General features: G+C 34.4%; 13 protein-coding genes. 7 read left to right on the forward strand and 6 right to left on the reverse strand.

Annotated elements, in window-relative coordinates; all coding sequences use genetic code 11:
* Positions 1-203: 203 nt before the first annotated feature.
* The 4 genes from alaS to ABZP37_RS07495 all read left to right on the forward strand — a co-directional run bounded on the left by alaS (position 204) and on the right by ABZP37_RS07495 (position 5,340).
* The gene (alaS, locus tag ABZP37_RS07480; RefSeq protein WP_366186945.1) at positions 204-2,840 is read left to right on the forward strand and encodes an alanine--tRNA ligase; all 2,637 of its coding nucleotides are present in this window, start codon (positions 204-206) and stop codon (positions 2,838-2,840) included.
* A 109-nt stretch (positions 2,841-2,949) separates the two neighbouring features.
* Positions 2,950-3,729 carry a hypothetical protein gene (locus ABZP37_RS07485; RefSeq protein ID WP_366186947.1) on the forward strand — a complete coding sequence of 260 codons (780 nt, stop codon included), beginning with the start codon at positions 2,950-2,952 and terminating at the stop codon, positions 3,727-3,729.
* A gap of 7 nt (positions 3,730-3,736) precedes the next feature.
* Entirely contained in the window at positions 3,737-4,684 is a 948-nt protein-coding gene (locus tag ABZP37_RS07490; protein ID WP_366186949.1) for a GSCFA domain-containing protein, read from the forward strand.
* Positions 4,684-5,340, forward strand: a complete 657-nt coding sequence (locus tag ABZP37_RS07495; RefSeq protein WP_366186950.1) for a DUF4230 domain-containing protein — start codon at positions 4,684-4,686, stop codon at positions 5,338-5,340. The genes ABZP37_RS07490 and ABZP37_RS07495 overlap by 1 nt, the downstream gene beginning before the upstream one ends.
* Before the next feature lie 57 nt (positions 5,341-5,397).
* Here ABZP37_RS07495 and ABZP37_RS07500 read toward each other — a convergent pair whose 3' ends face one another.
* From ABZP37_RS07500 to ABZP37_RS07515, 4 genes are all read right to left on the reverse strand, one after another.
* Positions 5,398-5,784, reverse strand: a complete 387-nt coding sequence (locus ABZP37_RS07500; RefSeq protein ID WP_366186951.1) for a group III truncated hemoglobin — start codon at positions 5,782-5,784, stop codon at positions 5,398-5,400.
* A 168-nt stretch (positions 5,785-5,952) separates the two neighbouring features.
* Positions 5,953-7,197 carry a threonine ammonia-lyase IlvA gene (ilvA, locus tag ABZP37_RS07505; protein WP_366186952.1) on the reverse strand — a complete coding sequence of 415 codons (1,245 nt, stop codon included), beginning with the start codon at positions 7,195-7,197 and terminating at the stop codon, positions 5,953-5,955.
* Positions 7,198-7,308: 111 nt separating this feature from the next.
* Entirely contained in the window at positions 7,309-7,848 is a 540-nt protein-coding gene (locus ABZP37_RS07510) for a DUF4136 domain-containing protein (protein WP_366186953.1), read from the reverse strand.
* Between the two features lie 108 nt (positions 7,849-7,956).
* Entirely contained in the window at positions 7,957-8,139 is a 183-nt protein-coding gene (locus tag ABZP37_RS07515) for a DUF5522 domain-containing protein (RefSeq protein WP_366186954.1), read from the reverse strand.
* Between the two features lie 646 nt (positions 8,140-8,785).
* Between ABZP37_RS07515 and ABZP37_RS07520 the strand changes: the two genes are divergently transcribed.
* Genes ABZP37_RS07520 through hemL form a run of 3 tightly spaced genes read left to right on the forward strand, consistent with a single transcriptional unit; the run spans position 8,786 to position 11,738 of the window.
* Complete coding sequence (locus ABZP37_RS07520) at positions 8,786-9,682, forward strand: pyridoxal-phosphate dependent enzyme (protein ID WP_366186956.1); 897 nt, start codon at positions 8,786-8,788, stop codon at positions 9,680-9,682.
* On the forward strand, positions 9,675-10,436 hold the full coding sequence (locus tag ABZP37_RS07525) for a glucosaminidase domain-containing protein (protein ID WP_366186958.1): 762 nt from the start codon (positions 9,675-9,677) through the stop codon (positions 10,434-10,436). Before ABZP37_RS07520 ends, ABZP37_RS07525 begins: the two co-directional genes overlap by 8 nt.
* A gap of 15 nt (positions 10,437-10,451) precedes the next feature.
* Positions 10,452-11,738 carry a glutamate-1-semialdehyde 2,1-aminomutase gene (gene hemL, locus ABZP37_RS07530; RefSeq protein ID WP_366186960.1) on the forward strand — a complete coding sequence of 429 codons (1,287 nt, stop codon included), beginning with the start codon at positions 10,452-10,454 and terminating at the stop codon, positions 11,736-11,738.
* 73 nt (positions 11,739-11,811) lie between these two features.
* Here the strand turns inward: hemL and ABZP37_RS07535 are convergent, their stop codons facing one another.
* Positions 11,812-12,192, reverse strand: coding sequence for a hypothetical protein (locus tag ABZP37_RS07535; protein ID WP_366186961.1), 381 nt, complete (start codon positions 12,190-12,192; stop codon positions 11,812-11,814).
* 172 nt (positions 12,193-12,364) lie between these two features.
* Positions 12,365-12,688, reverse strand: coding sequence for a hypothetical protein (locus ABZP37_RS07540; RefSeq protein ID WP_366186963.1), 324 nt, complete (start codon positions 12,686-12,688; stop codon positions 12,365-12,367).

Below are 12,688 nucleotides of genomic sequence, written 5' to 3' on the forward strand. Positions count from 1 at the left end.
TCCACAGGAGCTTCTCCCGACGCTTCGGGACAAGCTCTGCCGCTTCAAGAAAAAAATAGAGTCCCCATTCTCGAAGCTTTCCACTACCATCTGGGGCATGAAAAAATAGATGATATGGTTATTCGCTTATTTGGTTATTTGTATTTTATACTAAACGATTAACCACATAAACGATTATCCGATTAACAGAATAAAAAATAAAAATGAAATCACAAGACATTCGCAAAGCATATTTACAATTCTTTGAAAGCAAAGGGCACTTAATTGTTCCTTCAGCACCTATAGTTCTAAAAGACGACCCAACCTTGATGTTCAACAACTCAGGAATGGCGCAGTTTAAAGAATACTTCTTAGGAAATGCCACTCCAAAGAGTAATCGTATTACTGATACGCAAAAGTGTCTTCGTGTTTCAGGAAAACACAATGACTTAGAGGATGTAGGTTTTGATACCTACCATCATACCATGTTCGAAATGTTAGGAAACTGGTCTTTTGGTGATTATTTCAAAAAAGAAGCTTTGCCTTGGGCTTGGGAATTCTTGACAGAGGTGTTGAAATTAGAAAAAGACCGTTTGTATGTTTCTATTTTTGAAGGTAACGAAGCAGAGAACGTCCCTTTTGACCAAGATGCATTTGATATTTGGAAACAATTTGTTCCCGAAGATCGAATTATCCTTGGAAATAAAAAAGACAATTTCTGGGAAATGGGAGATCAAGGTCCTTGTGGTCCTTGTTCTGAAATCCACGTTGATTTGCGTACGGATGAAGAAAGAGCTGCTGTTTCAGGACGTAGCCTTGTCAATGCTGATCATCCACAAGTAGTAGAGATTTGGAACAATGTATTTATGGAATTCAACCGTAAAGCGGATGGTTCCTTAGAAAAATTACCAGCACAACATGTAGATACAGGAATGGGATTTGAGCGTTTATGTATGTCGATGCAAGGTGTCACTTCTAACTATGATACCGATGTATTTACACCGCTTATTGCTAAAGTAGAAGGAATTACAGGATTAAAATACACTTCAAACGAAATCAAAAACGTTTCTGAAGAGCAGAATAAAACCAATATCGCTATTCGTGTAATAGTGGATCACGTGCGTGCCGTAGCCTTCGCTATTGCCGACGGACAATTGCCGTCAAACACAGGGGCAGGATATGTTATTCGTAGAATTTTGCGTCGTGCCATTCGTTACGGATTTACATTCTTGGATACCAAAGAGCCTTTTATCTTTGAGTTAGTTGCTGTTTTGGCAGACCAAATGGGAGAATTTTTTCCGGAAATCAAAAAACAACAATCTTTGGTTACCAATGTAATTCGTGAGGAAGAAGCTTCTTTCTTGAGAACACTTGACCAAGGATTGCAATTGCTAGACAAAGTAATTTTGGAAACGAAAGGAAAAGAAGTAGCAGGAAAAAAAGCATTCGAATTATACGATACTTTCGGTTTTCCCATTGATTTAACTGCTTTGATTCTTAGAGAAAGAGGATTTAGTTTGGACGAAGCTGGTTTTGATAAAGCCATGCAAGAACAAAAATCACGTTCTCGCGCTGCCTCTGAAGTTTCTACTGATGACTGGAAAATTCTAGTCGAAGGAAATACAGAATCTTTTGTTGGTTATGATCAAGTAGAAAACGAAGTAAAAATCACTCGTATTCGAAAAGTAGATTCTAAAAAAGATGGTGTTTTGTACCAAATCGTTCTAGATGCAACACCTTTCTACCCAGAAGGAGGAGGTCAAGTGGGCGATAAAGGAACATTGATTTCGGCAAACGAGACAATTGAAATCATCGATACCAAAAAAGAAAATAACTTAATTTTGCATTTTGCAAAGCAATTACCAGAAAACGTAAATGCCAGCTTTGTTGCCAAAGTAAACACTGATTTAAGAGTGTTGTCTTCCAAAAATCACTCGGCGACACACTTAATGCACGAAGCTTTGCGTGCTATCTTAGGAACGCATGTGGAACAAAAAGGATCTTTGGTAAACCCAAACAACTTGCGTTTTGACTTCTCTCACTTTTCAAAAGTAACAGATGAAGAATTGCAACAAGTAGAGGATTTTGTAAATACAAGAATCCAAGAGCAATTACCATTGATCGAAAGAAGAAATATTCCAATTCAACAAGCGTTGGATGAAGGTGCAATGGCTTTGTTTGGAGAAAAATATGGGGATAATGTACGTGCGATAAAATTTGGAAATAGTATGGAATTGTGCGGTGGAATCCACGTGAGCAATACTGCTGAAATTTGGCATTTCAAAATAGTTTCTGAAGGAGCTGTTGCGGCAGGAATCCGTCGTATTGAAGCCATTACTAGTGATGCAGTGAAAAAACACTATGCATCCCAAGAAAGTTTGTTGAGCGAAATTAAATCAACTTTAAAGAACCCTCAAGATACTATTAAGGCAGTTGTAGCGCTTCAAGACGAGAATGCTAAGCTGAAAAAACAATTGGAAGCCCTGTTGAAAGACAAAGCCAAAAATATGAAAACCGAATTGGCACTAGAGATACAAGAAATCAACGGTATTCGATTTCTAGCAAAACAAGTTGATTTGAATTCAGAAGGAGCAAAAGATTTGGCGTATGAATTAGGAACATTAGGAACGAACGTATTTTTAGTTTTGGCTACAGCCGAAGAAGGAAAACCAATGCTGACGTGCTATATTTCGAAAGAATTGGTTGCCGAAAAAGGATTAAACGCAGGACAAGTAGTTCGTGAATTGGGTAAATTCATCCAAGGTGGAGGTGGAGGACAACCGTTCTTTGCTACTGCAGGGGGTAAAAATCCAGCGGGTATCCAAGAAGCATTGATTAAAGCAATTGATTTTGTGAAATAGAAGAAAAAAATAAAAGCCAAAGCTATAGTTTTTTTATATCTTTGGCTTTTGTTTTTATAAGGTAATTATAAGGTTGCCAAATTCATAGCTTAAATTTTAATATCAGTTGATGCCAAAAAGAATATATATATATTGGTTCTTATCAGTTGCTTCTTTGCTTCTTTTTTCTTGTACTAATGGTCAAGATGATGAAGTAAAGTATTTAAAAAATGTTGTAGAAACTACTGAAGGGGGAAACGTTAAAACGTCTACTTTTTTATACAGTGGATCGCAACTATTAAGTATTGAAGATGATTTTACTATAAAGAAATTCACTTATACATCTGCTTTTATCACAGAAATAGTAACAACAAATAAATCTAATAGTGTAAAAGCAACAGTGAGTTATACCTATGATGATGGAAATTTAAAGACGGTGAAATCAATAGGGGATTATGTAATTAGATACACCCACAATACAGATGGAACTGTTTCATATGAGAAATTTGATATCAGTATTTTGAATCTAGAAATTAAAATTCATCATGGGGTTTTGTATTTTAAAGAGGGTAATATGATTAGAGAAGAACGTATTTTAGATGATGTTGCTCCAAGTATTATTTCTAAATACAATGTGAATTATGATTATGATTTTAATAAAAACCCACTTCATTATATACTCGGATATGAAAAATTATTAGATCAAGAAGGAGTTATTTCGACCAATAATTATATAATAAGTACGGTAGAGACTACAATTGAAAAAGACAATCAAATTATTTCTTCAGCGAGTTTTTATAAAAACACTTTTAAATATGATGCAGGAAATTATCCTGTTGAGAAAACATCTTTGGTAAGTATTCCTCATAAAGGTATTTCATATAATTTGAAAACCACTTATTATTACTAAATTACAGATGGATTTTAGACTGAGAATACCGATTCAAAAAAGTAATTATCCAATAGACTATAATTCGGAAATTGTGTCGTTGGGTTCTTGTTTTGCAGTAAATATTGCCAATAAATTAGATTATTATAAGTTTCAGAATTATTGTAATCCATTCGGAATTGTTTTTAATCCTATTTCTATAGAAAAGTTGGTCGAAAGAGCAGTGAAAAAAATATTTTTTACTGAAAAAGATGTTTTTTTTCATAACGATTTATGGCATTGTTTTGAAGTGCATTCGGAACTTTCGAATCCTGATAAGGAAACATTTTTAAGTTTGTTAAATCAGTTAGTTGATGCAACAAATCAACAATTAACCCAAGCAACACATTTCCAAATCACCTACGGAACCTCATGGGTATATCGCAACAATGAATCCAACCAAATAGTTGCTAATTGTCATAAAGTACCGCAAAAGCAATTTTTGAAAGAAATACTTTCAACAGCTGCAATTCAATTGGCAATCGATAATACGGTTTGTTTGATTCAGTCTATCAATCCACAAGCAAAATTTACTTTTACCGTTTCGCCAGTTCGTCACATTAAAGATGGTTATATAGAGAATACCTTGAGTAAAGCACATTTGATAACTGCGATACATAGTTTTATTCAGAATGACGCTTTATGCACGTATTTCCCATCGTACGAAATTATGATGGATGAATTACGTGATTATCGATTTTATGAGTCGGATATGTTGCATCCTAGTACTCTAGCGATTGATTATATTTGGCAGCTCTTCAAAGAAACGACAATATCTCAAGTTGCTTTTGATGTCATGGATACAGTCGATACGATTCAGAAGAGCTTAGCTCATAGACCTTTTAATCCAAATTCAGAAAGCCATATAAGGTTTACTGTCAAATTGCAAAATAAAATCAATAATTTAGCAGTCAAATATCCTCAAATTCAATTTTAATGATGCCTGCAGAAAAAAATAAACTCTCGTTTTTTACCGAAGTTAGAAAATGGACTGTGATGCTTTTAGTAGCTTTGGTGCTTTTTTTTGGCTACCAATATTTCACCAAAAAAGACGATACTTCAACAGTTGAGTACGACACTGCGCTAATCCAACAACAAATCAAAAACGTGGGTAAATTGGTTGTTACCGAAGGTCATTTTGCTGAGGTATTGACGTATAAAGACAATAAAAAATATTTAGGAAATTTGATCGCTTTTGAGAAGAAAGCTTTAGTGATTGTCAATGCTGATGTAACTGTAGCTTTTGATTTGAGTTTGGTCAAATACGATATAGATTCCATTAATAAAATCGTCAATATTGTAAGTATTCCCAAGGAAGAAATCAAAATTAGTATTGATATGAAATATTACGATACGGAATCCAGCCGATTCAATGAATTTTCAGGTGATGACTACAATAAAATTGCGAAAATTGCGAAAGCTAATATTGCCAAGAAAATAGAGAAATCACCCTTAAAGAAAAATGCGAATAATCGTTTTGTATCCGAATTGTCTAAGTTGCTAATTGTAACCCAAACCATGGGCTGGAAATTGCAGTACAATGGAGACCCCATGGAACAAGAATCTGATTTGAATCAAAAGATTAAAGGATAATCTTATTCAATTTTACTACTTTTTCTAAATCTTCCATTTTGAAGTTGTTTTTAGAAATTAATTACGACTTCCTTCATTCCTAAAATACTCAATTTTATAATGAAACATATCAGCCATATTTTTGGCTCGATATTTAGCTTCATCAGCAATTGGACCGGCAAAAAGTGTATCAACGGTTACGATAAAAATTTCCATCCAACGATCAAAATGTTCTTTCTCAACGGGCAAATGTTTGTGAGGAGGGAAAGGGCTGCCAGAATAAGAGTGAACTTCCAATAATATAGTTTGCCAAAAACGGTACATTTTTTCCAAATGGTCTGGCCAACGATTCATTATTTTCTCATTAAAAATAGGACCAATGAATTCGTCTTCTTGAACTTTAGAGTAAAAAGTATTGACTAATAATTTGATGTCTTCTATATCGGTAATGTCTGTTAAAGGCATGAGTTTGTATTTATTATTTTGCAAAAGTAATTATTATTTTGTCATCGGCACAAATTTGTGGAATTAGACTTTTAGAGTCTTTAAATTTGTGGCAATTTGTGTAATTTATGTCAAATTTTTTTTAATTGAGATCCTTTTTTCCATTGTCCAAAATCTTAGCAATCAATATTACCCAATCAACTGTGTGTATAATTCTGGTAATTCGTTGAGGTATTTGTACGCAAAACCTTTGGCGGTCATGTTGGATTTTACGGCCTCTATATCATTTCTGTTTTTTAATTCCAAACCAACTACCACCGAACCGACTTCACGATTGGTTTTCTTGTTGTATTGAAAATAGGTAATATCATCATTTGGTCCCAAAATATCATTCACAAATTCCTTTAAAGCACCAGGGCGTTGCGGAAACTGAATCAAGAAATAATGCATCAATCCTTCATACAATAAAGAACGTTCTTTTATTTCGGCAGTCCGTTCAATATCATTATTACTACCGCTCACTACGCAAACCACGGTTTTACCTTTAATTTCTTTTTTATAAAAATCAAGAGCCGCAATAGTCAAAGCTCCAGCAGGTTCCACCACCATAGCTTCTTCATTATACAATCGTAAAATCGTAGTACACACTTTTCCTTCAGGTACAAGGACGATGTCGCTTAGATTCTTTTGACAAATTTCAAAAGTGTGATGTCCTACTTGTTTTACTGCGGCGCCATCAACAAATTTGTCAATAGTTTGCAATACGATATTTTGTCCTGCTTTAATCGAGTTTTTCATTGCAGGTGCGCCCAACGGTTCTACTCCTATGATATGCGTTTGCGGACTCAACTGCTTAAAAACAGTAGAAACCCCAGCCGACAATCCGCCACCACCAATAGGTACAAATAAATAGTCAATTGGTAAGGAACAGCTGTCTAGTATTTCTAAACCGACTGTACCTTGACCAGCAATCACTTTAAGATCATCAAAAGGGTGAACAAATACTTTATCGTTTTTTGTAGCATCTTCTATGGCAGCGGCAAAAGCATCGTCAAAAGTATCTCCTATCAATACAATTTCGACAAATGACTTCCCAAACAACTGGACTTGTTTGATTTTTTGTTTCGGTGTTGTAATCGGCATATAGATTTTGCCTTTTATTTGCAGTAAGTGGCAGGAGTAAGCCACGCCTTGAGCATGATTTCCGGCACTGGCACAAACAATTTCTTTGGATTTATCAGTTTCAGGAAGACTGCTTATTTTGTTATAAGCGCCTCTAATTTTATAGGAACGTACAATTTGTAAATCTTCTCTTTTTAATAAAATGGTAGCGCCAAATTCGGCTGATAAATTCAAATTATGTGTCAATGGAGTAGTAGGAACTACATTTTCTAATTGTAGTTTGGCAGCTTGTATGTCTTTGAATAAATCCATTTGTATTTATTTTTGAGTATAAAAAAACCTCTCAAGTAGAGAGGTTTAGGTTATTAAGTTTCTCATTTATAGTAAAAATAACGATAAATCAGGAATTAGTGTCTTGTAGTGTTATTTTTTTGTTTCAGAAGGTGGAAATTGTTCCAGAATTTTAGAGACAAAGGCATTAATTTGTTCTTCTTTTTTGGCTCGGTTTTCAGTTAGAACGCCAACACCTTCACCTTCCCAAACCAATTCTTTTTTCTTGGCATCAATCAAGTCGATGTATAAAGTTCCTTCTGTATTAGAACTTACAAAAGTATTTCCTCCCATAAAAAAGGGATTCCATCCCCATCCCCAACCGTAACCCCATCCAGCGTTGAATTGGTTTACGTTCAATTGTTCTCTTTCTTTAGTGAAAATATTGACAAGCATGTCTGGGTTTTCGCTTTTAGTAAAACCTTTTCGAGTCAATTCGGCATCAATAGCTCGCAGAATTCGTCTTTTATCCAATTCTGATATTTGTGCTTTATCTACTCCGTTTTTATGAAAGGCATAGGTTTTATATTGGTTAAAGTCTGCTTTTGAATCATAATCAGCATTTACATGAATACTACTGCAGGCACTCAATATAAAAACCAATAATAGCGGTAAAAGTTTAAGTGTTTTCATGATGTAGCATTTTTATAGATTAAAATTATTTTTTAATAGATTGGTATTTAGTTGAATAGCTCAAAAATCATGCCGATTCAGCTTGGTTTTAGGGAGAGTTAGTTCTCGCTATTTTTTCTTTTTGATGGTTCCTGTTTTTTTATCAAATCCATAAGGACAATGTCTGCAACCACTTTTACAGCAATAGCCTCTTTTGAGGTGGTGTTTTTCTGTAAAACATTTATAACCTTCAGGAGTATAATAAAAATCTTCTCCTTCAATCAATTTATTTTCATTACTTTGGTCAATCATAGTGGTCTTTTTGTTCTCAATTTAGAGGTCTTCTTTACAAATTTATAACTTTTATAATTAATGTTTTTTGTTGTTACAAAATATTTAACGCCAAAGGGTTTTCGGGGAATAACCCTGTATCCGTTTGTATTTATAAAATATGCAAAGGATAAATTAAATCCAGTTTTTGTAAACCATGAAAAAATTCACATTCGCCAACAGTTAGAACTTTTGATTTTTCCTTTTTATATCTGGTACCTATTAGAATATCTCATTCGAATCATTCAATATAAAAATTCCTATTTGGCCTATAGAAATATAAGTTTTGAAAGAGAAGCCTACGCCAATGAAGCCAATCTGAAATATTTGAATCAAAGAAAATCATTCGTTTTTCTAAACTATATGCGATTAAAGAGGTAGTTGTTTTTTTTGGGCGCACCCCTCCGTGAAAACTACGGGTCAGGCTTTCTGCTATATCTTTTTTAGCTGGCAGAAAAAGCCAGCTAAAAAAGGATGCCGCTTCAATCCTTTACGCAAATAAACCACAATCAAATTTCGATTAAACCACAATATTTTCAGAATAATTTGCAAACCCAGTTTAAAAGAGCAATAAAGCTTTTGTCTTTTGCGTTTTGATGATACCTTTGCAAAAAAAAAACTTTCCCAGTTGAATCAGTCCTTAAAAATAGCGTTTCCAAAAAATATTTCCGTTTCTATAAAACGCGAAGATTTGATTCATCCTTTTGTTTCTGGAAATAAATTCCGAAAACTAAAATACAACCTACTTCAAGCCAAAGATGAAAATGCAGCTACCTTATTAACATTTGGCGGCGCCTATTCCAATCACATTGCGGCGGTTGCTTTTTCAGGAAAAGAGCAAGGTTTCAAAACCATTGGAGTCATTCGAGGCGAAGAATTAGCAAGTAAAATTCAAGAAAATCCCACTTTAAAATTCGCTCAAGAATGCGGAATGCAGTTTGAATTCGTTTCTAGGGAAAACTATAGGCTCAAAGAAAATCAAGATTTTATTTCGAACCTAAAACAAAAAAGGGGGAACTTTTACCTAATTCCCGAAGGAGGAACCAACGATTTAGCGATTCAAGGTTGTCAAGAAATTCTAACCGATGAAGATGCTGAATTCGTCTACATTTGTTGCGCAGTAGGTACAGGCGGAACCATATCTGGATTAATCAATAGCGCTTTGCCACATCAAAAAGTTTTGGGTTTTCCGGCCTTAAAAGGCGATTTTTTACAAGATGAAATTCGTACTTTTGTAAAAAATCAAAACTGGGAATTAATTCTCGATTATCATTTTGGTGGTTATGGCAAAATAAACAGTGAATTAGTCCGTTTTATAAATGATTTTTATCAAACAACTCAGATTCCATTAGATCCAATTTATACTGGGAAAATGGTTTTTGGAATAATAGATTTAATCCAAAAAGACTATTTTCCAGAAAATGCCAAAATATTGCTTATTCATACAGGCGGTTTGCAAGGTGTTGCTGGAATGAATACAAAATTGAAAAACAAAAAATTACCTTTAATAGAAATTCATGATTAAGAAAATCATTTTACTTTTTACTTTTGCCGCGTTTGTAAGTTGTCATTCGTCCAAATCGACGACTTCGACTTCAAACTCCAATAGAGTTAGAAAAACCAACACAAGTTCCAATACAGCTTCCAGAAACGAAGTAGTTAATTCCTATGTAGAGCAATATAAAGGCGTTGCTATGAATAATATGAAGCGGTACGGTATTCCTGCGAGTATCATTTTGGCACAAGGAATCTTGGAGTCTGGGGCAGGTAGAAGTGAGCTTTCAGAAAACGCCAACAATCATTTCGGTATCAAGTGCCATAACACTTGGTTGGGAGAGAAAATATATCATGATGATGACAAAAGTCAAGAGTGTTTTAGAAAATATAGAAATTCTGCAGATTCTTATGAGGATCATGCCACGTTTTTAACAAGTGGTAGTAGATACGCTAGTTTGTTTAATTTGAAAAAAGATGATTATGAGGCTTGGGCCAAAGGACTTCGCGCTGCAGGTTATGCCACCGACCCAAGATATCCTAATAAACTAATTTTGTATATCGAAACTTATAATTTGGATCAGTATGACGCCCAAGTTTTAGGAAAAAACTATGTAGCATCATCAACTAGAAGTACAAGAAATGGTTCAACTCATGAAGTAGAAAAAGGGGATACTTTGTATTCTATTTCCAAAAGATACAATGTTTCGATTGATGATTTAATTAGAAAAAATAGTCTGCCAGACAATACCATTTCGATCGGACAACAATTAAGAATAAACTAAAATAACTTTTCAATAATGTTATATCAAAGAAGTAGTCAGCTTTTTGCTGATGCAGAAAAAGTAATTCCAGGAGGGGTGAACTCTCCAGTAAGAGCATTTAAAGCCGTAGGCGGAACTCCTATTTTTGTAAAAAGCGCCAAAGGGGCTTATTTATACGATGAAGACGGAAACCGTTTGATTGATTATATCAATTCATGGGGACCAATGATTTTGGGTCATGCTTTTGAGCCCGTTGTTCAAGCGGTAATCGAAAAGGCCAAATTGGGAACTTCTTTCGGAATGCCAACAGAATTAGAAACTAAAATTGCAGCTTTGGCAGTTGCAATGGTGCCGAATATTGATAAAATTCGTTTTGTTAATTCAGGTACAGAAGCTTGCATGAGCGCTATTCGTCTGGCTCGTGGATTTACGAAAAGAGATAAAATCATCAAATTTGCAGGTTGTTATCACGGACATTCGGATTCGTTTTTAATTCAAGCGGGGAGTGGAGCCATTACTTTTGGTTCGCCAAATAGTCCAGGAGTTACTGCGGGTACAGCCAAAGACACTCTGCTTGCTAATTACAATGACTTAGAAAATGTAAAGACTCTAATCGAAGCCAATAAAAACGAAATAGCAGCGATAATCGTAGAGCCAGTTGCGGGAAATATGGGTTGTATTCCGCCTGTTAAAGGATTTTTGGAATGTCTAAGAACTTTGTGTACCGAAAACGGAATCTTACTTATTTTTGATGAAGTAATGACAGGTTTCAGGTTGGCGAAAGGTGGTGTTCAAGAATTATTCAATATCAATGCGGATATTGTTTGTTTTGGGAAAGTAATTGGTGGCGGTTTGCCAGTTGGTGCTTTTGCTGCTCGTGCTGAAATCATGAATTATTTAGCACCACTTGGGCCAGTTTATCAAGCAGGTACCTTGTCTGGTAATCCGTTGGCAATGGCAGCAGGATTAGCTATGTTACAAACATTGAATGAAGATACCGAAATTTTTCAGCGTCTAGCTGATAAAACGGCTTATCTAGCAGCTGGAATTGATAAAGTTTTGAAAGCGAATAATGTAGTCTTTACTATCAATACTATTGGTTCTATGATCTCTGTACATTTTGATGCTTCTCCCGTAGTTGATCTCAAAACCGCTGCAAATGGGGATAATGAGACTTTTAAGAAGTTCTTTCACGGTTTGTTGCAAGAAGGGATATACATTGCGCCATCAGCTTATGAAACTTGGTTTATTACTGATGCATTGACTTATAAAGACTTGGATTTTACTATTCAAGCGATTAATAGAGTGTCTAAAACCTTTTAATTAAAGTTTAAAACAAAAAAACTTCCGATTTTATCGGAAGTTTTTTTTTCATTAGTGAGTAAATGAGAATTGATTATTCTTCAGACTCACCACCTTGTTTTTTCTTTTTTCCTTCTCCTTGACCTTTTCCTTTGCCTTTAGGCATGTTTGCTTGCCATTTTTCGAATTGCTCAGGAGTTAAAATTCCTTTAATTTTTTTTCCGTTTTCTTTCATTTTACCTTTGTTCTCTTCTTTGGTTTCAGGATCTTCTTTCATAGCCTTCATGATTGAAGCTTGCTCTTCAAGAACAGGAGTCAATTGTTTTTGTTGATCTGCATTTAGAGATAACTCTTCAGTCATTTTTTTTAATCTCATTTCAGTGCTAGCTTCTCCACCACCTTTTTTCTTTTTTCCTTCTTGTGCAAAACTTGTGAATCCAATTGCTAATAAAGCAATGATAATTAATTTTTTCATTTCAATTTTTTTAAGTTATTTGATAGAGATAAGATTATTAAAATCTAAAAAGGTTTAATGATTAATTAAAAATTAACATTTGGGGTGTGTTTTTGTAAAGTTACTTTTAGTTTCAATCAAAAAAAATCCCGTTATATAACGGGATTTTCTTTAAATGAGGAGAGTTAATGGATTATTGTCCAGCTTCTTTCGCTGCTTTTGCTTTTTCTTGCAATTCTTTTCTTAATTGCTTTTGCTCAGCAGTTAAAATAGCATTCATTTTTTTTCCAATTTCTTTTCCTTTTTCTTTGTTTGCATCAGCATTGTCTGGATTGTCTTTGCTGTCTTTTTTAAGCGCATCTTGTTCTTCCAAAATTGGTTTTAATTTAGCTTGTTGATCTGCAGTCAATGACAATTCAGTAGTCATTTTTTCCAAACTTTTGTCAGCACTTGTTTTCTTTTGTGCAAATCCAGTTAAACTAGCAACTAATAAAGCTGCGATAAATAATTTTTTCAT

Source organism: Flavobacterium ovatum (assembly GCF_040703125.1).
Taxonomy (GTDB): Bacteria; Bacteroidota; Bacteroidia; order Flavobacteriales; family Flavobacteriaceae; genus Flavobacterium; species Flavobacterium ovatum.